A 22,021-nucleotide genomic window follows, 5' to 3' on the forward strand; every position below is an offset into this window, starting at 1 on the left:
GTGACTTCGGAGCGGCAAGCCGAGCTATGGTTTGAGCTCAGCTCATTGCAACGACGTTGACTGGGATACCGGACATCCGAGGATGGCAGTGGATCGAGTCGTACAGGCGGTCGTCGGCGATTAGCAGCCCGGTGCTAGATCCATACTGCCGCACGTCGTTTGGTGTATCTGAGTTGTGGCCCCAGCCGTGTGACATCGAGACGACGCCGCGCTTGACGGCTGGATCGCTGTCGACGATTGCGATGATGTTGCCGTGCTGAGATTCGACCGTCACGTAGTCGCCCGGGCTGAGACCTAGTTCGGCAAGGTCGTCGGGGTGCAAATATGCCGGGTTGTACGGCCGGCGCCGGTGAAGCTCCGATATCTGGAACCCGTAGGTGTTGTACACCTCGCGTAGGCGTCGTGACGCAAGCGTGAACTTGTAGGGTTGGCCATCGCGCCAATGATTCTGGGGCTCTGCAGGTTCAGCAGCAACATTCTGTAGTTCGGTGGCAAAGTCGTCAGGCATCACATGGAACCGTCCCGCCGCCTCGGGGTCGGGGGGCGCGACGATTTGCTCGATCGGGAAGAAGGCGCCGCCAGGGGAGTTCTTGATTACCTCGAGCGGCACCTGCCCGTGACGTGTGACGACTTCGATGAGCGCGTCCGAGGTAGGAGGGGTTTCCATGTCGAGTGCCACGCCCTGGAACGTCACCTGGACCCCGAGGCGCCGGGCCAATTCCCACATGATGCGCCAGTCCTCTAAGACATCCGATCCGGGTGCGGGTGTCGTTACCGCGGGAACGTACTGCTGAAACGGGCCTGGAATCAGTATGCGTTCGAGCCAGTCGGGCGCCAGCATGTCTGGTCGCTCGTACGGGATAGCCGGCGGCAGCACATAATCCGCTAGTCGCGCCGTATCGGTGAGGAACGGGTCGACCACCACCAGTAAGTCCAGCGATTTGAGCGCCTTGTTGATCTTCTTACGATCCGGGAAGGTGGCAGCGGGATTGCCGCCAAAGCAGAAGAATGCGCGCACCTGCCCCTCTCCCGGGGTGAGTATTTCGTCCGCCAGTGTGCCGGAAGGCTTCTCGCCGATGACGCTGCTTGCACCACGAATTCGTCCGGGCGGCAAGTCGTCCCAGGGCCGGGTGGGTGGAATCACCTGGGCGCGCATGGGTATCGAGGGTGTGATGACACCGGGGTTGGTAATCGATTCTCCCTCCCGCAACACCGACCCGCGCAACACCTCGAGCACCTGGTAGAGCAACTCGGACAAATTGCTCCGGTAAGCCATGCTCGAACCGGTCCCGGTCAGCGCGATGGGGCGGTCTGCGGAACCCCAGATCTGGGCCGCCGCTCTCAAGTCATCGGCTGGTACGCCAGCGCGGCGTTCGACCATTTGTGGGGTGAATGGCTGAACCGCGTCTTTGAGGGATGCGAACTGCGACTGCTCGACGTGATCGGCACAGAAGGTTGCGTCTTCCCACCCGTTGAGCAGGATTTCGCGAATCAGCCCGGCCGCGACTGTGGGATCCTCGCCGGGATACGGCTGCAGGTGGACATCTGCGTACTGAGCCGTTTCTGTGCGGCGCGGATCGACCACGATGAGCTTCATACCCCGTTGCCGGGCTTCTCGTATTCGGTGGACGGGATGAAACGTAACGAATCCCACCGCGGTTGCCGATACGATGGGATTGACTCCCGCCAGCAGCATCGCGTCCGCGTCGTACATGTGCGGTCGACCGGCTTCCCAGCGGCCAAGGATGTCGGGCATAATGAACTTCGCGACTTGGTCAATTGTGTTCGTGGTGTAGAACGAGCCCGACCCCAGCGACGTCAGCCAATCCGAGATGAATGGCCCGTTTGTGGTTGCGATCGCCATGGCCGTGCCCCGGTAGCCGGCGATGGCGCTCGGGCCGTGACGGTCGCGGACGTGGCGCATTCGTTCGGCGATCTCGTCCAGCGCCTGGGTTAACGGGATCTGGATGAACGTCCCGTCGGGTTGCCGTTTCAGCGGATGAAGCAGGCGACTGGAGCTGTTGGCTTGCTCCGCTGCTTGGCGACCCTTGAGGCAGGTGTAGCCCTGGCTGAGCACATGGTCCCGATCTCCTCGGATGCCCGCGATGCGGTCATCGTCATCGACCTCGACCACTACGCCACAGAGCCCAAAGCAGATTCGGCAGACGGACCGCACTGTCTTGCTCGTCAAGGTCACTTCCCTCTAGGCCGGAAGGGGATATTTGTTGTTTGTCATACAGTATTGCGTAGTACACGTCGGTAGTGGGCCCGATCAGCGAGAATCGAAATGCGATCTCAGTGGTGCGATTTCACGACCCCTAACCGGATTGGGATGTATTGCCGCGGGGCGGGGGAGAACCAACCGCGAACCGGTCGTCTTGGCGCGAAGCAGGGTCGTGGCCGACGCTCAGGGCGGAGACCGGACCTTGCGTTCTTAACCGTGGCGTGGCCGTGGAGACGTCGCGATGAGCCCGTCCTAGGAACTCGTACACGGGATAAACGGACGACGGTCAGGAAGGCCTCTGTTGCGACGCGGCGCATGGTGGCCTCGGGGGGATTCGAGCACGGTTGTCGCAGAGGCGTCAGAGTGGTTCGTGGCTGCGTTCTGCTGAAGCTGCGGTACGACAGCCGCGTCGCCGAGCCGGCGGCGATCGATTTAGCAACGCCCTGGCCGAAAGGGAAGCACGTTGGTCGGCAGTGACGCGAAATCCGGCTTGAGCTATACGGTCATCACATTCGGGTCGTGCGGTTCGAGATTGGCGGGGTCGTGTTGGAGCGTGTCTGTTGCTCTCTGCAAGTCGGCGGTTCCCTGATTGATATAAGTCACCGCCTGCATGATGTCGTTGCCGTCGTATTTTTGGACTCCCGAGATGCAGTAGCGCAGCCCGACGTGGTAGCTGTTTGTGGCCTGTTGCAAAACGGTGTTGAGCGCCGGGTCGGGGCTCGGCAGATATCGCTCCAAGCTTGTGACTGCGCCGTCGGCGTTCTGGCAGGTCGCACCCGTACGGGCCAGATCGTCATCAGCGGCGGCAGAGGCGATTTCGTGTCGTGCGGCGACAAGCGCCTCAATTGAGGGCTGGGCCTCGGCGAGCCAAGCGCGCAGCTGCGCGCTCATGCGCTGGGGTGTGACGGGCGGCTGCGAAGTGCTCGCCGGTGGGGCAGCGGTGTTCGGTGAGGCCCGGTGCGCCGTCGACAAGCTGTAATGGGCCCACCCGGACAGCACCCCAATGACCACCAACAAAGCGGCACCGGCCGCAGCGGCGATGAGGTCGCAGTGTTGGAATCTCGCGATCTTGTCCGGTGCGCCGGCGCCTTGCTGCGGGCACGTGTTCATCCGCCCCGGGCGATCGCTGGTGATGGCCATGAAACGACTCCTTTGATTAACCCGGCGGATAGTTCAGCAGGTGGTTGAGATGTTTTCAGTTCGGCACGATCACCGACGAGGGGCGTAAGGCTCCGGCGCATAGACAATGCGGACCGTGACGAGGAGTCCAAAGACCCTTGAAACCGCGGCCTATTCAGTCCCGAGATGGATTGCCTGCCTCGCCGCGGGCTTGAGTCGTGCCCCTGGTCGGCGAGGCCAGTGAGGCGAAACCCAGCTCAAGACACAGTCGTAGCTCTTAGCAATCCGTGTCCCGGGGTGACCAAAGTGAAACGGTCCTGATGACGAAAGCCACCGCCATGGCTCGGCGGCGTCGGTTCGTTACTTAGCGACTTGCGCCCATCTGGGTGGGTTGCTCGCCATTGACTCGGTTACTCAATTCCTTATGGGTCTTACGGCTAACCGTTACCCGAGCACCGGCAGCAACAAGCGCGACGACGACCGCACGGTGTTCAGGCTCGAGGTGCCGACGCCGGCGTGCCGGAAGTTCATGATCGCCGGCGTCGACAGGTCCTGGTCGTCGCTGGTGATGGTCAGGCGAATGCGGTGGCCCGCCGCGAACCGGCGGGCATTGGGAACCAGGGGTATTCGATATTCGACGTCCTCGCCCGGCGGTACCGCTTCCGGCCGACGGCAAGGCAGCACCGGCGCGCCGGGGAGGCTGGCAGCTTCGTCGACCTCGCGCAAGCTGGCGCGCAACCAGCCCGCGGTGACGGCGGTCGTCGCCCCGTCGGGGGCCACGTCATGCAGCATCGCCATCCATGCGGTATCGATCGCCGTTGCCGAGGCGACCAGCCGCAGCTCGATGTCTCCGACCACGTCGACGTCCCGGGTCAGCGGCACGCTGGTCCAGGCCAGCATCGACGGCGGGTCGAGCGGGCTAGCCTTGACGCGGCCCAGGCCCGAGCCCAGCACCATGAATTCGCGTCCGCCGGGCTCACCCTCGTCGGTGTCCAACCCGCCGTCGGCGCGGAGGGCCAGTTCGCGATGCGTGGCCGCTGACGGCGGCCAGCAGTCGGCGGTTCGCCACTCGTCGGCGCCGGGCAAGAAGTAGCGGATCGGGGGCCCCTCGATCACGCCGGTGTCGCGGCCTTTCAGCCAATGGTCGTACCAGGCCAGCGCCTCGGTGTGCATGCTTTCCCAGGGCCAGGTCAGCCCGAACTCGCCAAGCATGCCCATCCGCACGTGTGCGTTGTGCGACAGCCCGTTCCACGTGGCGAACGTCGAGGGCAGGTGCAACGGCACGTTCTGCCAGTCGCACCCCAGGTAGACCGGGATGTCGATTTTCTCAAGCAACGGCAACAGGTTTCGCTCCTCCCACCATTCGTCGCGCGTGGGGTGCTTGACCGCCGCCTCCTGCCATAGTTCGTCCCACGGCTGGGGATTGTGTGGCAGCCTGAGCAGCTGGCGCAGCATGGTGACCGCCGCCTCGCCATTCATGGTCTCGAATCTCTTGTGCACACCCGGACTGTTCAATACGCGCCGCGCCAAACCGATCGGCTTGCTGCGCCACAGCTTGTCGCTGCGGTCGGACGTCAGGCCCATCATCGCGAGAAACGGGGTGATGAATGACGAACTCAGCAGCCCGTGGTGGCTGGCACCCTCGTAGAGGTCGCTCGTCACGGCAAGGGGAAAGATCGCTTTGAGGTGCGGCGGTCGCTCGACGGCCGCCTCGAGTTGGGTCATGGCGAAGTAGCTGATGCCGATCATGCCGACGTTGCCGTCGCACCACGGCTGGGCCGCGACCCACTCGACGAGGTCGTGCACATCGCGGCGCTCCTGCGCGTCGAAGAAGTTGAACGTGCCCTCGGAGCCACAGGTACCGCGCAGGTTGGCGATGACGTGCGCGTAGCCGCGCGGCACCCAGAAGTCCGTCCTGCCGGCCTCGATGAACCCCGCCGGTGCGCCCAGGTCCTGCATCTGGCGCGGATACGGCGACGCGGCCAGCAGCGCCGGGAAGCGGCCTTCGGCGTCCGGCCGGTGAACGTCAGCCAAAAGCGTTGTGCCGTCCCGCACCCCGATCGCGGTGTTGACGTCGGTGCGCGCCGGGTACCGCGGCTCACTGAGGTTCCGGTATTCGCGGCCCGTGGTCTGGGGGCCGTTGAGCGTCGTCACAGTTTCACGCTACGTTGAGAATAGTTTCAACGCAAGATGAGACTTCGGTAGGGTGGCGTCGTGCCCAAGCGATCGAGCACCCCCGGTCCGCGCGACGAGCGCGGCGTGCTGGCGGCGCGCATTCTGGCCGCCGCTCGCGACGAGTTCGCCCAACATGGCTGGGCCGGCACGGCGATTCGTGCCGTCGCCCGGGCGGCGGACGTGGATCCGGCGCTGATTTATCACTACTTCGGCTCGAAGGAGGGCCTGCTCGACGCCGCCACCACGCCACCGCAGAAGTGGCTCGACGCGGTGGCGGCGACCTGGGCGACGCCCAAAGCCGACCTGGGTCGGCAATTGATCCGCACCGTCTTGGACACCTGGACCGACGAGGAGGTCGGTCCCATCCTGCGCGCCGTGGTGCTGACGGCCGCCCACGAGGACAAGACCCGAGAGAAGCTGCGGCTCATCGTTGAGCGCGGCCTCATCGGCGGTTCCACCCTCGGCGCCGACGAGGACGAACGACTGCGGCGCAGCGGGCTGATCGCCACCCAGTTGATCGGCTTCGCGTTGTTGCGCTACGTCTGGAAGATCGAGCCGATCGCATCCATGCCCGAGGATCAGGTGGTGGCGGCGGTGGCACCGAACCTGCAGCGCTACGTCGAAGGCGACATCTCCTAGGAGCTAACGCGACTGAGCCCGAGCAACGGCGACAATGACCGGATGCGTCTTTTGCGCCCCAACCTTGCACTGGCGGTCGCCGCAGGTCTGGTGGGTGTCGGGACCGCCCAGGCCAGTCCCGACGTACCGCCGGTGAGCGAGGCGGCCCACGCGGCCGGATTCGTCGACGTCCGAAGTGTGGTCCCCGACGCCGTCATCGACCTGCGCTACGCCACGACCAACAACTTCACGCACACGCAGCTGTATCCCGCCGACGCCCGTTGCCTGGTGCACCAGTCGATGGCGTCCGGACTGGCGACGGCGGCGACGGCACTACGGCCCCAGGGACACCTCCTGGTGTTCTGGGACTGCTATCGGCCTCACGATGTGCAGGTCCAGATGTTCAACGTTGTCCCCAATCCGGCTTGGGTCGCGCGTCCCGGCCAGTACGCGCACAGCCACGAGTCGGGGCGCTCGGTGGACATGACGTTCACGACCGCGCAGCAGCCGTGCGCATCCGGGCTGCACGCGGAGGGGCTCTGCCTGGCGGACATGGGCACCGACTTCGACGACTTCTCTTCGCGCGCAAACGCCTTCGCTACCGAGGGCGTCAGCGCCGACGCCCAAGCGAACCGGGCCGCGCTGCGAAACGCCATGAAGTACGGGGGTTTGGCGCCGTACTCCGGGGAGTGGTGGCACTTCGACGGCCCGGGCGCCGCTGTCGACCGGCCGATCCTGAACGTGCCCGTCGATTAATCTCATATGTTGAGATGATGGTTTCATAATATGAATTGACCGGTACGCTCGGAGAATGAGCGACGAGCGCGGAGTCACGTACACCCACGGCCACCACGAGTCGGTGCTCCGCAGCCACCAGCGGCGCACCGTCCAGGACTCGGCCGCCTATTTGCTGCCCCGCCTGAAGCCCGGCTTGTCCGTGCTGGACATCGGCTGCGGACCCGGGACGATCACCGCCGATCTCGGCGACCTCGTCGCGCCCGGGCCCGTCACAGCCGTCGACCAGGTGGCCGACGTGCTTGGCGTGGCCCGTGCCGAGGTCGAGCGACGCGGCCTGTCGAATGTTTCCTTCGCCACCGCCGACGCGCACCGGCTCGACTTTGCCGACGGCACATTCGACGTTGTGCACGCGCACCAGGTGCTGCAGCACGTCGCCGATCCGGTGGGGGCCCTACGGGAGATGAAACGGGTCTGCGCGCCCGGCGGTGTCGTGGCCGCGCGCGACGCCGACTACGCGGGGTTCATCTGGTTCCCGCAATTGCCGGCGCTCGACCTGTGGCGCGATCTCTACGAGCGGGCCGCTCGTGCCAACGGCGGCGAGCCGGACGCGGGCCGGCGCCTGTTGTCCTGGGCACGGCAGGCGGGTTTCGCCGACATCACGCCATCGGGAAGTGTGTGGTGCTACGCGACGCCGTCAATGCGCGAATGGTGGGGCGGCATGTGGGCCGACCGGATCCTGCACTCGCGGATCGCAAGCGACCTGCTGGATCTGGGTCTGGCCACGACCGCGCAGCTCGAGGAGATCTCCGCCGCGTGGCGCGCCTGGGCGGCCGCCCCCGACGGCTGGATCGCCATTCCACACGGCGAAGTCCTCTGCCGGGGGTAGCTCATCGGCTGCGGGCGACCGCGACGGTTTGTAGCATCGGCCGGTGCGCGGCCGGAAGACCGCTTCGGAGGCCGAAGGCTGCAATCCTGCCGCGCCCGCCGCGTCCCCGCGGCGCATCGCCGCTGCCTGCATGGTGGGCACCGCCGTCCGTTCGCTGCCCGAAGCGCTCGAAGCGACGCCCGAGATCATCATCACCGCCGGCGATTTCCGGCTCGTCGGTAGCCCGATCCACGTCTCGGGCTACGACCCCGACTACCGCCCGCCGCCCGAGCTGCCCGAGGCGTAGCGCCCACCGCCGCGAGCGTGACGGTAGTTTCACATTCGGCGTCAGGACGCCGGCCCCCTGAGGTGCGCCTCGGCGAGCTTGCGGAAGGCCGCCACCAACCGACTGCGGTCCCCGGCGCGCGTCGCCAACACCACGTGACAGGGCTCGACGCCTTGCAGCGGGACGGTGGTGATGTCGGGCCGCAGGGCGTTGCCATGGAACCCAGCAGCGATGGCCACCGCCTGCCCGGAGGCGATGACTTCGAATTTGTCCTCGAGCGCGTCGATGAACGGTCCATCGGGCGCGCGGCGACCGTCGGGCCGCGGATCGATGCGCCAGAAGGCACTCCACGCCGGATCGGAGTCACGGACCCGGGGCATCGGTTCGTCGGCGATGTCATCCAGCGTGACGAAATCTCGGCCCGCGAGGCGATGGTCGACCGACATCGCCAGCACCCGAGGCTCGTCGTAGAGGATGGTTACGTGCAGGCCGTCGGTCGGGAACGGCAGCCGGGTCACCACCGCGTCCACCCGATGTCCGAGCAACGCGTCCAGAGCCTGGCCCCAATGCAGATGCGTGACTTGCACTTCGGCGTCCGGGTGTTCGCGGCGCATCTCGCGCACCGCGGGGGTGATGATCATCCCAGTCGTGTATCCGATGGTGATCCGGCTGGGCTGTGCGGCGGCCCGGGCCTGGGCCGCCGCTTGCGTGGCCGAACGCAGCAGCGCTTTCGCCCGCGGCAGGAAGACCTCCCCCGCCTCCGTCAGCCGGGTGCCTTGCGGCGTGCGATCCAGCAGTCGAGCGCCCAGCTGTTGCTCGAGCCGGCGGATCTGCCGGCTCAACGACGGCTGCGCTACCCGCAGCGCGGTCGCGGCGCGGCCGAAGTGCCGGTGCTCAGCCACCGCGACGAAGTATCCGACCAACCGCAGATCGAGGTCGATCACGGGCAACGCCGAATCGGTCATGCGGTTAGTGTAACGGCACGTGCATCAGCTTGCCTGTGCCTAAAGCTGAATGACGTGCGGTGATGTCGATTCAGTATCGCGCCATCTGAAACGGGCCTTGGACAACCGGCCCGCCCGGGTCATTGACTGGAACCCGCGAATACCGCCTAAGCGAAAGGGAATTCCATGCATGTCTTTGTCACGGGCGCGAGCGGACACATCGGTTCGGCCGTCGTCGACGAGCTCACGCGGGCGGGGCATCACGTCACCGGCCTGGCCCGCTCCGACGCGTCGGCCGCCGCGCTGGCGGCGAAGGGTGTGAGTGTGCACCGAGGCGACCTCGACGACCTCGACGGGTTGCAGTCCGCCGCCGCCGCGTCCGACGGTGTCATCCACCTGGCTTTCAAACACGATTTCGACAACTTCGTGGCCGCGGCCGAATCGGATTTGCGGGCCGTCAACGCCATCGGGGAGGCGCTCGTCGGCTCCGGCCGGCCCTTCGTCAGCACCTCGGGAACCCTCCTGCTTTCGCTCTTGGGTCAGGGCGGACTGGGAACCGAGCACGACACGCTGCCCGGCGGGCCTCGGGTCGATTCGGAGAACGCCGTCATCGCGTTGGCCGAACGGGGGGTGCGATCGTCGGTTATCCGGTTGTCGCCCTTGGTGCACAGCAACCTGGATCACCACGGTTTCATGTCGCATCTGATCGGCACCGCCCGCTCGACAGGCGTCTCCGCCTACCTCGGCGACGGCGCGAACCGCTGGCCCGCTGTGCACACGCTGGACGCCGCGCGCCTGTATCTGCTGGCGCTCGAAAAGGCGCCGCCGGGAACCCGTTTGCACGGGGTCGCCGACGAGGGCGTGCCGTTCCGTGACATCGCCACCGTCATTGGCCGCCACCTCGAAGTGCCGGTACGCGGAATTCCCGTGGACGAGGCCGGCCATTTTGGCTTCCTGGCGCTCTTTGCGGCGTTGGACAATCCGACATCGAACGCGCTGACCAAGAAAGAACTCGACTGGAATCCCGAACGGGCCGGCCTGCTCGAGGATCTCGACGCCGGCCATTACTTCGGCGAGTGAACGGCACCATGGCCGGTGCCGCGGTTGAAGCGGCCCGGGAGGCGCTGGGGCGGGTGGGAGTATGCCTGCCCGTCTCCTTCACAGCTCCACCGTCGGCGCGCCAGCAGCGGCAGGCGGTGGTCCGGCTGGAAAGGGCAGGTTATCGCGGCGCATGGACCAATGAGGTCATCGGCAAAGACGCCCTGGTGCAACTCGCCATGCTGCTCGGCCACAGCGAGCAACTGGTGTTCGGAACCTGCATCGCCAACATCTGGGCCCGCCCGGCGCAAACCATGCATGCCGCGGCAGCCCAACTGGCGCAAGCATATCCGGGCCGGATCGTGCTCGGCCTCGGTGTCGGTTACCCGGAGCAGGCGGCCAGTGTCGGTCGGGAATTCGGCAGCCCGCTGGCGACGATGCGCGACTACCTGGACCTGATGGACGACCCGACCTGGCCGCCGGCACCCGACGCGGCGTATGCCCGGATCGTCGCTGCCAACGGGCCGAAAATGCTGGCGCTGGCACGCGATCTCGCGGACGGGGCGTTCCCGGCCGGGCTGCCACCGGAGTTCACCGCCCAGGCACGACTTCTTCTGGGCCCGGACAAGCTCCTGGTCGTCGGACTCTCGGTGGTCCGCGACATCCAGGCGGCGCGCGAGGCGGTGTCCACGCGGCTCACCGTTGCGTCCTACTCGGCCCGGCTGGCGGAGTTGGGGTTCTCGGCCGGCGATATCGGCGAGGTGAGCGACCGACTCGTCAATGCGATTGCCGCGCACGGTGATTCGGCGGATATCGCGGCCAAGGTGGCCGAACACCTGGCCGCCGGGGCGGACCACGTCACGCTGCTGCCGCCCATCGGCGGCGAATTCGCCGCGAGCGTCGAGCAACTCGAACAGTTGGGCCCCGCGCTGGCCGAACTCTAGCTGCGAGGGGTCACCGGCGGGCACCACGGCCGACACGACCACCCTGCGACCTGCCCTGGTACATCCACTGGTCGACGCCCTTGTCGCCGACGTTCATCAGGCTCAGCGGTTCCGCTCGCTCGTCGTCTCGAGCAATCGAGGGATGGGCGCGGGATCCAACAGCAATGCATCGGACATGTTCAGCTGCTCGGCGTTGGCGATCATGTTGTCCAAGATGGCCTGCAGATCATCGCCTTCGAGTTCGTAAATGGCGACATACGGGCCCTGCCCGTCGATCGGGCGCAGCCGGCGTGCCGCGACGATACCGTCGAGCGCCAGCAGTTCGGGTATGTGCACTTCGTCGTACCAGGTGTTGTAATCCTGTTCGCGCTCAGGCGAACTGGGCCAACTTTCGACGTACATGATTCCCTTGGCCATCGCCGCCACCTCTCTCGGGCCGCTACTCGTACGCACCGTGACCGAATCCGTGTCCGGCACGCCCTGGCACGTCAAAATGTAGCCCTCGGTGACCTCATCATCATCGAGAGCGTCGTTGACCCGCATGGTCGCGTGGCCCTCTTCCAACTTGGCCATGCACATGCCGCAATTACTCGCCTCGCAACTGAACGGCGGTTCCAGGCCGGCTCGCCGCGCGCTCTGCAACAGCGTCTCGCCGGGGACCAGCGGCACCGAGACCTTCCTGCGGTCCATGTGGATGGTCACCGTGCCCGCGCCGGAGCCGTTTGACGGATCTGTCACCCGTGGGGTCTCCGTGCCGCTTCGGGTGACTGTCACCTGGACCGACCTCCCGTATTTGCATTATCGCTCTGAGAGAATATTATTCTCTCAGAGCGATAGGATCTTCTCAAGCTTGTGGGGATGGCAGGTCTCTGACGTGTACGACATGCCTGCCGAAATCGACGTCCAAGCCGACGGGCCGCTGCGGATCATCACGTTGAACCGGCCGGAGTCACTCAACTCGGTCAACGACGATCTGCACGTCGGGCTCGCGCGACTGTGGCAACGGCTGACCGATGACGCCACGGCCCGCGCGGCGGTCATCACCGGGGCCGGCAGGGCGTTCTCGGCGGGCGGCGACTTCTCCTACCTCAAGGAGCTGTCGACCGATGCGGAGCTGCGTGCCAAGACCATCCGGGACGGGCGCGAGATCGTCTTGGGCATGGCGCGGTGCCGAATCCCGGTGGTGGCGGCCGTGAATGGCCCAGCCGTCGGGCTGGGCTGCAGCCTGGTGGCGCTGAGCGACATCGTCTACATCGCCGAAGAGGCATACCTTGCGGATCCGCACGTGCAGGTGGGACTGGTGGCCGCCGACGGCGGTCCGCTGACCTGGCCGCTGCACATCAGCCTGCTGCTGGCCAAGGAGTTCGCGCTGACGGGCACCCGCATCGGTGCCCAGCGTGCGGTCGAGCTCGGGCTGGCCAACCACGTGTCCGCCGATCCGGTCGCGGACGCAATCGCTTGCACCAAAAAGATTTTGGAGCTTCCTCAGCAGGCGGTCGAAAGCACAAAACGGGTGCTCAACATACATCTGGAGCGCGCGGTCCTGGCCAGCTTGGACTACGCCCTCTCGGCCGAGCATCAATCGTTCACCACGGACGACTTCCGGTCGATCGTCACGAAGTTGGCGGCGGGCAAGAACTGATCCGGGAGTCGCTCACGCCGAATCGTGTTGCCGCAGGAAGTCTCGCATCACCCGATCGAACTTGCCCGGCTCCTCGATGAAAGGCATGTGAGCGCTCGACTCGAACAGCTCATAGCGCGAGCCGGCGATGCGCCGGTGGATCTCCCACATGTGTTCGGGCACGCATTCGTCGAACCTGCCGGCAAGGATGAGGGTGGGCACGGTGATTTCCGGCAATCGATCGAACACGTCCCAGTCGCGGATCGTCCCGACGATATGGAAGTCACTCGGCCCGAACATCGTCTCGAAGATCTCGGTTCCCATGTTGGCGAAGGCCTCCAAAAGCTCCGGAGGCCAGGGACGTACGCGGCAAAGGTAGGTTTCGTTCCAGGTGCGGATGGCGTCCTGATATTCGGCCGTGTAGGTGGTGCCGGCGGCTTCATGGCGGTCGATCGCGGATTGCGTCGCCGGATCGAGCTCGGCCTTCAGCCGGGCGACCATCTGCGAGAACTGCGGTATGGAGGCGATGCTGTTCGAGATGGTGAGGCTGGCCGCCCGCGAGGTCACGTCGAGCGCGTACTGCTGCGCCATCATCGCGCCCCACGAGTTGCCGAAGACGTGGAATCGGTTGAGCTCAAGGCCCTTTACGACGGCGGCCATCTCGGCCACCGACCGTGGCATGGTCCACAATTCGCGGTTCGACGGGCGCTCGGAGTTGCCGCACCCCAGCTGATCCCAATAGACCACTTCGCGCTCGTCGGCCAACCGCTCCAGCGAACGCAGATAGGTGTGGGGCAATCCGGGTCCGCCGTGCACGACGAGCAGGGGAAGGCCCGGTCCGCCGCCGACCCGCTTGAACCACACGTTGCCGCCCGGAACCGCGATCATTCCGTCCATTGCCGACGATGCCTCCTGGTTGGCGAGCAGACGCAGAACCGCAGCCTATGATGCCGGTTCATCTGACTTTGCGTCTGCTCGCGATGCGACCGTTCCTTGCGACGCTGACTCTCCCATGCGCGACGTGCTCGCTGAACTGGAGAAACCCGTACTGGTCGGCGCCTACCGGCACCGGGAATCCCGGGTGGCGGTGCTGGCCGTGGACCCGTCGTCGCCGTTCAGTGGTGGTGCATTGCTGGGCGATCGAATACGGATGGCCGCGCATATCAACGACTCCAACGTGTTGATCAGGTCGTAACAACCCGTGGTCACCTCGGCGGATTGGCCGCGGCGGTCCCCGGCGGCCATTCGGCTGCTGGGAGCGATCGGTTACCACGTCGTCCTGCTGGAGACCGTGGGGGTGGGGCAGTCGGAGATCGAGATCGCCGCGGTCGCCGACCCCACCGTTGTCATCCGCAATCCCGGTGCGGGCGATGCCATTCAGGCGGCCAAGGCGCGGGTGCTCGAAGTCGCCGACATCGTGGTCGTCAAAAAGGCCGACCGCGACGGCGCCGAACAGACCGTGCGGGACCTGCGGGGCCGAGACGGACGCACCCATCGTCAGCCTCGTCGCGGTGGGGCGAGGGCATCGCGGAGTTGATGGCCGCCATTGAGGATCGCACCGACAGCCGCCCGGCGACCGGCCCGCGCCCAGGTCCTGTCGCTGGCGCATACCCTGCTGCGGAGTCGGCCGGACCTCGACCGGCTCGCCGAGACGGTCGTCGACGGCGCCCAGGATTCCTACTCGGCGCCCGAACAGTTGCTGGCACCGACCCCGCGCGAGCAGGGCTAAGCCGTTGCGTTGTCCCCCGATCGGGGGAACGGGGATTCATCCCTTTTGCGGACCGATCGGCGGAGTTCCGGCCGGGTCCGCCGTCCTACGTTGATCTTGTGTACAACGGCAGTCACCTCAGCCACCGACCGGACGCCCGTCCGTCGCAGAGCTCCGGCCGACGCCACCACGATTTCGCGACGAGTTAGGAGACCCGACACATGGTTCGCACACCCGGATTGTCGGCCGCACGCGTTGAAGAGCAGCTGGAGCTGTACCGCCAAATGTGGGTACTGAGGCTGCTTGACATGGCGCTGGAAGAGAGGCGCATCGATGGGCTGCTCAACGAGCCCATGGAGGCCGCCTTCGGGCAGGAGGCGGTGGCCGTGGGCACTGTCGCGGCGCTTCGGCCCGGCGACATCTTGAACACCGCGATTCGCCACCTCCAACACGCTCAGGAGGTCGGCGTCGGCCGCCCGTTGGGCCCGGCGATCGCTGAGATGACCGCCCCGAGGCGGTCTGCGGGCGGCGGGAAGGAAAGCCTCATCGCCGCCGAGTGGAAGCAGATATTCGGCACGTCGGATCCGGTCAGGCAATCTCTCTTGTTCGCGATCGGCGACGCCTATGGGCAGCAGGTGGCCGGCGAAGGCGGGGTAACCGTGTGCGTCATCGGGGTCGACGCCGCGAAGTCCGCCGAGTTCCAATCGGCCGCGCGGATCGCGGTGTCGTGGCGGCTTCCGCTCGTGTTCGTCATCGAAAGCGTCGGCGACGCGTCCGGCGTGCGCCGCGGCCCGCGCGAGCGCTACGGATTGCCGTTCTTGTCGGTCGACGGCAGAGACGTTGCGGCGGTGCGTGATTCGGTCAGCCAAGCGGTGCAACGAGCCGGCGCCGGCGCCGGCGCGGCCATGGTCGAGGCGGTTACCTACCGGACCAGCCACCCCGCTGGAGTCGATCCATTGGTTCACGCCCGCCGACAGCTGACCAGCAACGGCGTCAGCGCCGGCCACCTCTACGACGTGGAGCGGCGCGCTCGCCACCTGGTGGGCGAGGCCGCGGCGGTCGCGGCCTCGCTCCTGCTGCCGGAGGGTCCGACGCTCGGCGAATCGGACCGCCGGCCGGCCGCTAGCTGAGCAGGCCTTGCCGCATCGCCTCGGCAACGGCGGCGGCGCGATCGCTGACGCCGAGCTTTTCGTACAGGCGCTGCACGTGTGTCTTCACCGTCGACGGTGCCACGAACAGCTCGGCGGCCATCAGGGGAATGCTTTGGCCGCGCGCAATCCGGTTGAGCACCTCGCCTTCTCGCGCGCTGAGCACGGGTCCCGTCGGTTGCGCTCGGTGCCGGATCTCCGCGGTAAGGCCGCCGACAAGCGACGGCGCAACCACATCGCGGCCCTGCGCGCAGTCGAGCACCGCGCTGACGATCTCGCTGCGCGTCGAATCCTTCAGCACAAACCCGGCGGCGCCCTGCTGCAGTGCCTGGTACACGATGGCCGGCTCGTCGTGTGCCGAAATCAGCAGCACGCGCGTTGGCAATTCCTGAGTTCGCACCGCAGCGGCCACCTGCCCGCCATCCATGCCGGGCATACGGAAATCGAGCAGGGCGACATCGGGCCGGTGCTCTTTGATCAGTTCGAGTGCCGACGAGCCGTCGTCGGCCTCACCGACCACATTCACCGAACCGCTCGAGGACAGCGCCCGCACGACGCCCTCACGAAACAGCGGGTGATCGTCGCCGACAACCACCCGCACCTTGTCGGACGTTGCTGGGCCGGCCATGGCGATGAGTCTAGCCCGCAAAGCGTCCGGAGCAATCAGCGGAAACTCTGATGCGCAGCTGGGCGCTTTGCCCCGAGAGAGCCGCCGCGGGTGAGTACTGTGTTCGCGTGGCGGTTGCCAGCAACGCGGAACTGGTTCGGGTGCGCAAGCTTCATCAGCTGCGCTCGTATCGTCTCGCGTCGGTCCTCCGGATCGGCGTGGTCGGCTTGATGATCGCTGCGATGCTCAGCGGCACCCGCCGGTCCGAGTGGACGCAGCAAACTGTGCTGATCGTCGCGTACGGCGCGGTGGCGCTCTGCGCTCTGACGCTGGCTTTCTCGCCGAGCCGGCGATGGTTCACGCGGGGACGGCTGGCCGGCGTCGGCCGCCTGGAGCCGTTTGCGTTCACGGTCATCGATGTGGTCGTCCTGACCGTCTTCCAGGTGTTGTCGACCAACGGGCTCCATCCGTTGCTCATCATGACGGCGCTGCCGGTCCTGATCGGGCTCGACGTCTCGTCCCGGCGGGCTGCCGTGGTGCTTCTCTTCTCGGTGGTTGGCTTCGCGATCGCGGTGCTCGAGGATCCGGAGATGGTGGGATCGATCGGTGTTGCGGAGGCCACATTCCGGTTCCTGCTCTACGGATTCCTCTGTGTGACAGCGTTTGTCGCGGTCCGGGTGGAAGAGCGACACACCCGCTCGGTGGCCGGCCTCAGCACGCTGCGCGAGGAGCTGCTCGCGCAGACGATGACCGCTTCCGACGTGGAGCAGCGACGGATCTCGGAATCCATCCACGACGGACCGCTGCAGGACATCTTGGCGGTGCGCCAAGAGCTGGTCGAACTGGACGCGGCGCTGCCCGGCGATGACCGGGTAGCGCGGGCGCTGGCCGGCCTCCAGATGGCATCGGAGCGATTGCGGCAGGCGACGTTCGAGTTGCACCCAGCCGTCCTCGAGCAGGTCGGCTTGGCGGCGGCGGTTCAACAGCTGGCGACACTGACGACCCAGCGATCGAACATCGACATCTCGACCGACATTGATTATCCGATTCGAACCGAGCTGGACCCTGTCGTGTTCGGTGTGGTGCGCGAGCTGCTATCCAACGTCGTGCAGCATTCGCAGGCCCGGAGCGCGTCGGTCATGCTCGGCATCACGGACGGAGCCTGTGTTTTGCACGTGGTCGACGACGGGTTGGGATTCGACGATCAGACGGTGGCGCGCCGCCTCGGCGAGGGGCACATCGGATTGGCGTCACACCGGGCCCGCGTGGAAGCCGCCGGGGGAACGTTCGCCTTCCTCGACACCCCGGTGGGCTCCCACATCTGTGTCGAGCTGCCGATCACCAACTAGGCGTCATCGAATCACGTTATCGGCCACAGTTATTCGCAGCACTTTTCCCTAGGCGCGAGTCCGGCGTGAGCAACGCGGCGCAGTGCCGCGAGGTTCGGTTCATAGAGGACCGTCCCGAGCACGGCATATTCGACCGCAGCCGCGGCCGGCTGGGCCGCCGAGATCGCCGAACAGATCGACAGCGCCCGCTCGGTCGTGGTCGACAAGGCCGGCCATTGCCCGCAGATCGAGCAGTCGGCAACGGTGAACCGGCTACTGCTCGATTTCCCGCTTCGAACGCCTAGAATACGTAGTCCAGCCGGGTCTCCATCCCGGCCTCTTGGTGATAGGTGTTGTGGCAATGCAGCATCCACAGGCCCGGATTGTCGGCCACCAGCACGGCGAGCAGCTTCTGCTTGGGCAGCACCATTAGGGTGTCCTTGCGGGGTCCGGGGCTGCCGTCGGACTTGATCAGTTGAAACGTGTGGCCGTGCAGGTGGATCGGGTGGTACATCATCGTGGGGTTGTCGAACGTGATAGTGGGGCGTTCACCCTGCCGGACGTGCAGCGGTTCGGTGTCGCTGTAGGGCTTTCCGTTGATCGTCCAGTTGTATTGGACCATGTTGCCGCCCAATACCACCGGTAGGTTCAGGCCCGGCTGGGGCCGGCCCAGGTTCACTGGCGTTGTGGCCGTGAACATTTCCACGGTGCCCACGCGCCGATCGAGTTCGGCCGGTTGGAATCCGGGGTCGGGCGGGCTGCCCGCCCCGGTGGACAGCAACGCGCGGGCCAGAGCGTTCTTACCCTCCGCGAGTGCAACCAAAGGGAATACGCCGTCGGCGGCGGTCACGACGACGTCGTAGCGCTCGGCCATGCCGATCAGCAGCGCGTCGACTTGGGTAGGGACCACGGGGTAGCCGTCGGTGTGGGTGACCGTCATCGAATGGCCCGCCAGTGCGACGCGGAACGTGGTGTCGGAGCCGGTGTTGATGAAGCGGATCCGGATACGCTGCCCGGGCTTCGCGCCGAACGTCATGGGCGCGGCCGGGATTCGACCGTTGATCAAGTAATAGGGGTAGACGATGTCGCCGGCGTCTCCGCCAAGCAGATCGCTTCTGCCCACGCCCCGCGTCGCGGCCGTCGGGGGCGGCGTACTTGTCGAGCTGGTCTGGCTGGTCGACGTTGTCGGGGTCTCACTCGTCGAGGACGTCGTCGGGCTCTCGCTCGTCGTCGAGGGCGTCGAAGTGGTGGTCGTCGTGGCGGGAGCGCTTGGCCGGGCGGGCTTGTTGGGGCTGGTCAGTTCGGTGTAGAGCTGCTGTGGCGACTTCCCGAGGCCGTCCGTCCAGTCATCAAGCACCACAATCCATTCCGCGTCGTAATTGCCCTCGGTCGGGTCGTCGATGATGACCGGCAGGTACAGGCCCGTGTCGGCGTCCAGGCCCCCGGTGTGCGGATGGGCCCAGTAGGTGCCCGCGTTCGGGACGGAGAAGCGGTAGGTGAAGTCCTGGCCGGCGGGGATGTTCGGGCTGGCGGGCGCGGCGCCGTCCATGTCGTTGCGCAGGGCGATGCCGTGCCAGTGCACCGACGACGGGTGATCGAGCCGGTTCGCGACGGTCACCACCAGCTCGTCGCCGATGCGCGCCCGGATCGGGGACCCGGGGACGGAGTCGCCGTAGGCCAGTGTGCGGACGATGGGGCCGCCGAGGTCGACCTGGACCTGCTGGGCGGTCAGGTTGGCGGTGACGGTGCGGCCGCTGTGCGGCCTGGCGGCCTCGGCCGCGTCGATGGCCGCGGCCATCTGGGCGTTGCCCGTGAGCGCGGGCTTGGATTGACCGCATGCCGCCAGCGCGAACCCGCCGGCGATGCCGGCGGCGATGAATCCTCGCCTGCTGAGCCGGGTTTCCGCCACGGAGGCGCCGCTTGTGGGTTGCACAGGCATTGATCGCTCCTCGTCGTCATCGATCTCCGGCGTCTTATACCGTGCTCGGCCGCTGGGCTCAGCGCAACTACCGAGGCGGTGGGTGTCGAGATTGCCGCGACGGTCGTACCGTCGATCGCGACCACAGCCCTCATCGCAATCTCGACGCGCTTGGTGTCCTAATTGGCGTCGCTATGCGCCGGGGAAGCCATCCAGTCCTCGAAGCGGGTCGGATAGATCGTCGCGTCTTCGCCGTCGACGGGTACGATGCTGCGGTCGTCGAGTAATGCGCCGTAATAGCGGACATTGTCGTCGGTGATCACCTGGCGGGCGTCGCCGGTCGCAGCGAACCGGGTCCGGATGAAGTCGTCCATGCCGTGCTTTTCGGGGCCGGCGATGTTGATGACGCGGTTGACCGGGTCGCCGCTTGCCGCGCGGGTGACGGCCGTGGCGACGTCGGACGCCGCGATGGGCTGGAACGCGCCATGCGGGGCGCGGACCGTGGCACCGTCGGCCATCGAATCGGCAATGCCGCCAACGAATTCGAAGAACTGAGTCGCCCGCACGATCGAGTACGGGAAGCCCGATTCCACGATCTCTTTTTCCTGGGCGATCTTTGCCCGCATGTAGCCGCTTTCGGCCGCGCGGTCGGCTCCCACGATCGAGAGCGCGACGTGGTGCTGCGCGCCGGCGACTCGCTCCGCCTCGAGGAGGTTGCGGGTGGAGGTGGTGAAGAAGTTCAGGACATCGTCGTCTGCCCAGGACGGCGAGTTGGAGACGTCCACAACCGTGTGGACACCGGCGAGAGCCTCGGCGAGGCCTTCGCCGGTGACCGCGTTGACCCCGGACCTGGGCGAGGCGGGGATGGCCTCGTGTCCCAGGTCGTTGAGCTGGGCGACGACCTGCGATCCGATGAGTCCGCTGCCCCCGACGACCAACACCTTCATGAGCAACCTCCCGAGTTTCCCGATGCACTGGCTCACTCAGCATGGCGTGCGCACGGGACGAGGGGAACCCTAGCGACGTACCCACCGGCTCGGGGCCGTCAAATCAACCGCTTGGCTTAACCTGATCGCACTCCCGACGATGTCGCCGAGGCGGCGTTGTATTCCGCCACCGACCGGTCGCGCTATGTCACCGGGACGGTGCTGCCGGTGGACGGGGGGCATGCGCCGGCAAGGTGACCCGCCCGCGCAAGGACCAGTGAGGGACGGCGTCAAAGCCCTTGAGCGGGATGTCCGGCGTGGGTTTCCAGCCGTAACTTGGCCAGCGCCTGCGCGCGCTCGAGGTCTTCGGCGCCAGCGCTTTCCGTGATCACGCTGTGTGAATGTGTCAGGACGCCGAGCACCGCTTCGCTGGGGAGGTCGGGAAATTGGTGCCCGAGTACTTCGGCCGCCCTCCTCAACTCGAAGAGTTTCGGGTACGCGCGCTCCTCCGGTGTTGGAGGCACGACGCGGGTGACGTCCTGGGCGTGCTGCAGCACGGCGATGGTCTTCTTGCCGTCTTTGATCGGGTCGTTCATCGGTGTCCACACCCTGTAAACGAACGCGCCCGGGTTCCGCCGGTCGGGAAGATCGTAGCGCTGGACACCCATCCAGTGCCGGATCCCACGGCGGAAAACCAACTCCAGCGACGCGGCGACGTTGGCCACGCCGTCCGCTTCGGGATCGGCCGGGTTATCCGGGAAGACGTCGAACAGCTGGTGGCCCAGCAGGTCTTCGCGCGGATGCCCCGACACTCGTTCGCAGGCAGAGTTCACCGCGCGGATCCGCAAGTCCGCGTCGGCCAGCAGGTGCGGTGACCACTTCGATTGGAACCACGCGGATTCCTCGATCGCCGCGACCCGGCTGGCTGACAACATGATTACCCCTGCAATGGTTCACCGTCCTGACACCGCCACGGCGCCGCCGCGCAAGCAGCTATCGTGACCCAGCCGGGCCGCCCCCGACGAGGGACCTTTGTCACCCGCTGCCCGCCAAGTGGCACCGAAGCACCACCAGAACCGGCCTGCGCTAATTAAATCAGTCGGTTGACTTAATCGTCGGTCCGCGATTGACTGTCCGGGTGACCACTATCGGCCGGGGCGCGCGTACCGATCGGGCCAGTTCCACCCAGGAAGCGATCCTGGTTGCGGCCGAGCGGTTGTACGCCGAGCACGGCATGTTCGCGGTGTCGAACCGACAGGTGAGCGAGGCCGCCGGTCAGGGCAATAACGCGGCGGTGGGCTACCACTTCGGCACCAAGGCCGACCTGGTGCGGGCGATCGAACACAAACATCGCCGGCCCGTCGAGCGGTTGCGCGAGCAGATGATGGCCGAGCTGCACGATTCGAAGGAATCCCCCGATCTGCGGGATTGGGTGGCCTGCCTGGTGCGCCCGCTCACCGAGCACCTGGAGGAGCTCGGCAATCCCACCTGGTACGCGCGGTTCGCGGCCCAGGCGATGACCGACCCCGCGTACTACAACATCATCGTCAAGGGCGCCCTCAGCTCACCGTCCCTGGTTCAGGTCGTAGAGGGCATCAACCGCTGCCTGCCCGACCTGCCGCCCGAAGTGCACTTCGAACGAAACGTCATGGCCCGCAACCTGTTGATGCACACGTGCGCCGATCGGGAACGCGCGCTTGCCGCGGGTGCTTCGCCGCCCCAGCGCTCCTGGCGAGCCGCGGCGTCCGGCCTCATCGACGCCACCGTGGGCATGTGGCTGGCGCCCGTCACGCCGTACGAGTGAAAGGTCTGCA

Annotated in this window: 20 protein-coding genes and 5 pseudogenes; 14 read left to right on the top strand and 11 right to left on the bottom strand. The window is 66.4% G+C overall.

Going from position 1 to position 22,021, the window contains the following annotated elements; translation table 11 throughout:
• Positions 1 to 37: 37 nt before the first annotated feature.
• From A5695_RS21540 to A5695_RS21550, 3 genes are all read right to left on the bottom strand, one after another.
• The gene (locus A5695_RS21540) at positions 38 to 2,197 is read right to left on the bottom strand and encodes a molybdopterin-dependent oxidoreductase (RefSeq protein WP_082946237.1); all 2,160 of its coding nucleotides are present in this window, start codon (positions 2,195 to 2,197) and stop codon (positions 38 to 40) included.
• A 522-nt stretch (positions 2,198 to 2,719) separates the two neighbouring features.
• Complete coding sequence (locus A5695_RS21545; protein ID WP_068086919.1) at positions 2,720 to 3,364, bottom strand: hypothetical protein; 645 nt, start codon at positions 3,362 to 3,364, stop codon at positions 2,720 to 2,722.
• A 423-nt stretch (positions 3,365 to 3,787) separates the two neighbouring features.
• Complete coding sequence (locus tag A5695_RS21550; protein WP_068086920.1) at positions 3,788 to 5,497, bottom strand: CocE/NonD family hydrolase; 1,710 nt, start codon at positions 5,495 to 5,497, stop codon at positions 3,788 to 3,790.
• A 60-nt stretch (positions 5,498 to 5,557) separates the two neighbouring features.
• On the opposite strand from A5695_RS21550, the gene A5695_RS21555 reads away from it, so the two are divergent.
• The 4 genes and pseudogenes from A5695_RS21555 to A5695_RS28760 all read left to right on the top strand — a co-directional run.
• Positions 5,558 to 6,157, top strand: coding sequence for a TetR family transcriptional regulator (locus A5695_RS21555; RefSeq protein WP_068086922.1), 600 nt, complete (start codon positions 5,558 to 5,560; stop codon positions 6,155 to 6,157).
• Positions 6,158 to 6,199: 42 nt separating this feature from the next.
• Positions 6,200 to 6,892: a M15 family metallopeptidase gene (locus A5695_RS21560; protein ID WP_068086924.1), complete on the top strand. Its 693-nt coding sequence runs from the start codon at positions 6,200 to 6,202 to the stop codon at positions 6,890 to 6,892.
• A 55-nt stretch (positions 6,893 to 6,947) separates the two neighbouring features.
• Positions 6,948 to 7,760 (top strand): class I SAM-dependent methyltransferase, encoded by an 813-nt coding sequence (locus A5695_RS21565; protein ID WP_068086926.1) that lies wholly within the window; start codon positions 6,948 to 6,950, stop codon positions 7,758 to 7,760.
• Positions 7,761 to 7,899: 139 nt separating this feature from the next.
• Positions 7,900 to 8,046 (top strand): annotated as a pseudogene (locus tag A5695_RS28760) (CoA transferase); the annotation flags it as partial.
• A 41-nt stretch (positions 8,047 to 8,087) separates the two neighbouring features.
• Here the strand turns inward: A5695_RS28760 and A5695_RS21575 are convergent.
• Entirely contained in the window at positions 8,088 to 8,990 is a 903-nt protein-coding gene (locus tag A5695_RS21575) for a LysR family transcriptional regulator (protein ID WP_068086930.1), read from the bottom strand.
• Positions 8,991 to 9,155: 165 nt separating this feature from the next.
• On the opposite strand from A5695_RS21575, the gene A5695_RS21580 reads away from it, so the two are divergent.
• Both A5695_RS21580 and A5695_RS21585 read left to right on the top strand, forming a co-directional pair.
• Positions 9,156 to 10,049 carry an SDR family oxidoreductase gene (locus A5695_RS21580; RefSeq protein ID WP_068086936.1) on the top strand — a complete coding sequence of 298 codons (894 nt, stop codon included), beginning with the start codon at positions 9,156 to 9,158 and terminating at the stop codon, positions 10,047 to 10,049.
• An 8-nt stretch (positions 10,050 to 10,057) separates the two neighbouring features.
• Positions 10,058 to 10,951, top strand: coding sequence for an LLM class flavin-dependent oxidoreductase (locus A5695_RS21585; RefSeq protein ID WP_068087098.1), 894 nt, complete (start codon positions 10,058 to 10,060; stop codon positions 10,949 to 10,951).
• Between the two features lie 102 nt (positions 10,952 to 11,053).
• Here the strand turns inward: A5695_RS21585 and A5695_RS21590 are convergent, their stop codons facing one another.
• Together A5695_RS21590 and A5695_RS21595 are read right to left on the bottom strand one after the other, a co-directional pair.
• Positions 11,054 to 11,368 carry a DUF4286 family protein gene (locus A5695_RS21590; RefSeq protein ID WP_068087101.1) on the bottom strand — a complete coding sequence of 105 codons (315 nt, stop codon included), beginning with the start codon at positions 11,366 to 11,368 and terminating at the stop codon, positions 11,054 to 11,056.
• A gap of 30 nt (positions 11,369 to 11,398) precedes the next feature.
• A pseudogene (locus tag A5695_RS21595) lies at positions 11,399 to 11,725 on the bottom strand (2Fe-2S iron-sulfur cluster-binding protein); the annotation flags it as partial.
• A gap of 100 nt (positions 11,726 to 11,825) precedes the next feature.
• Here A5695_RS21595 and A5695_RS21600 point away from each other — a divergent pair.
• A complete protein-coding gene (locus tag A5695_RS21600; protein ID WP_068086938.1) occupies positions 11,826 to 12,593 on the top strand; it encodes an enoyl-CoA hydratase/isomerase family protein in 768 nt (255 codons plus the stop codon).
• Positions 12,594 to 12,605: 12 nt separating this feature from the next.
• Here A5695_RS21600 and A5695_RS21605 read toward each other — a convergent pair whose 3' ends face one another.
• The gene (locus A5695_RS21605; RefSeq protein WP_369830224.1) at positions 12,606 to 13,469 is read right to left on the bottom strand and encodes a proline iminopeptidase-family hydrolase; all 864 of its coding nucleotides are present in this window, start codon (positions 13,467 to 13,469) and stop codon (positions 12,606 to 12,608) included.
• Between the two features lie 124 nt (positions 13,470 to 13,593).
• Between A5695_RS21605 and A5695_RS29825 the strand changes: the two are divergent.
• From A5695_RS29825 to A5695_RS21615, 3 genes and pseudogenes are all read left to right on the top strand, one after another.
• Positions 13,594 to 14,109 (top strand): annotated as a pseudogene (locus A5695_RS29825) (hypothetical protein).
• A 9-nt stretch (positions 14,110 to 14,118) separates the two neighbouring features.
• Positions 14,119 to 14,301, top strand: a complete 183-nt coding sequence (locus A5695_RS29830; RefSeq protein ID WP_231974931.1) for a hypothetical protein — start codon at positions 14,119 to 14,121, stop codon at positions 14,299 to 14,301.
• A 200-nt stretch (positions 14,302 to 14,501) separates the two neighbouring features.
• The gene (locus A5695_RS21615) at positions 14,502 to 15,410 is read left to right on the top strand and encodes a thiamine pyrophosphate-dependent enzyme (protein ID WP_068086944.1); all 909 of its coding nucleotides are present in this window, start codon (positions 14,502 to 14,504) and stop codon (positions 15,408 to 15,410) included.
• Here A5695_RS21615 and A5695_RS21620 read toward each other — a convergent pair.
• Positions 15,403 to 16,056 (bottom strand): response regulator transcription factor, encoded by a 654-nt coding sequence (locus A5695_RS21620; RefSeq protein ID WP_068086947.1) that lies wholly within the window; start codon positions 16,054 to 16,056, stop codon positions 15,403 to 15,405. The two genes, A5695_RS21615 and A5695_RS21620, sit on opposite strands and share 8 nt — an antisense overlap.
• 107 nt (positions 16,057 to 16,163) lie before the next feature.
• On the opposite strand from A5695_RS21620, the gene A5695_RS21625 reads away from it, so the two are divergent.
• Positions 16,164 to 17,384, top strand: a complete 1,221-nt coding sequence (locus A5695_RS21625) for a sensor histidine kinase (RefSeq protein ID WP_068086949.1) — start codon at positions 16,164 to 16,166, stop codon at positions 17,382 to 17,384.
• 144 nt (positions 17,385 to 17,528) lie between these two features.
• Positions 17,529 to 17,651: pseudogene (locus A5695_RS29840) on the top strand (alpha/beta fold hydrolase); the annotation flags it as partial.
• A 13-nt stretch (positions 17,652 to 17,664) separates the two neighbouring features.
• Here A5695_RS29840 and A5695_RS21630 read toward each other — a convergent pair.
• Together A5695_RS21630 and A5695_RS21635 are read right to left on the bottom strand one after the other, a co-directional pair.
• The gene (locus tag A5695_RS21630) at positions 17,665 to 19,302 is read right to left on the bottom strand and encodes a multicopper oxidase family protein (RefSeq protein WP_068086950.1); all 1,638 of its coding nucleotides are present in this window, start codon (positions 19,300 to 19,302) and stop codon (positions 17,665 to 17,667) included.
• A 158-nt stretch (positions 19,303 to 19,460) separates the two neighbouring features.
• The gene (locus A5695_RS21635; protein WP_068086952.1) at positions 19,461 to 20,228 is read right to left on the bottom strand and encodes an SDR family oxidoreductase; all 768 of its coding nucleotides are present in this window, start codon (positions 20,226 to 20,228) and stop codon (positions 19,461 to 19,463) included.
• A 129-nt stretch (positions 20,229 to 20,357) separates the two neighbouring features.
• Here A5695_RS21635 and A5695_RS27930 point away from each other — a divergent pair.
• A pseudogene (locus A5695_RS27930) lies at positions 20,358 to 20,488 on the top strand (SDR family oxidoreductase); the annotation flags it as partial.
• A 9-nt stretch (positions 20,489 to 20,497) separates the two neighbouring features.
• On the opposite strand, the gene A5695_RS21640 reads toward A5695_RS27930, so the two are convergent.
• Positions 20,498 to 21,142, bottom strand: a complete 645-nt coding sequence (locus A5695_RS21640; protein ID WP_068086955.1) for a PAS domain-containing protein — start codon at positions 21,140 to 21,142, stop codon at positions 20,498 to 20,500.
• A 203-nt stretch (positions 21,143 to 21,345) separates the two neighbouring features.
• Between A5695_RS21640 and A5695_RS21645 the strand changes: the two genes are divergently transcribed.
• A complete protein-coding gene (locus tag A5695_RS21645) occupies positions 21,346 to 22,011 on the top strand; it encodes a TetR family transcriptional regulator (protein WP_068086957.1) in 666 nt (221 codons plus the stop codon).
• Positions 22,012 to 22,021: the final 10 nt, after the last annotated feature.

Origin of the sequence: Mycobacterium sp. E1747 (assembly GCF_001667775.1) — a bacterium.
Lineage (GTDB): Bacteria > Actinomycetota > Actinomycetes > Mycobacteriales > Mycobacteriaceae > Mycobacterium.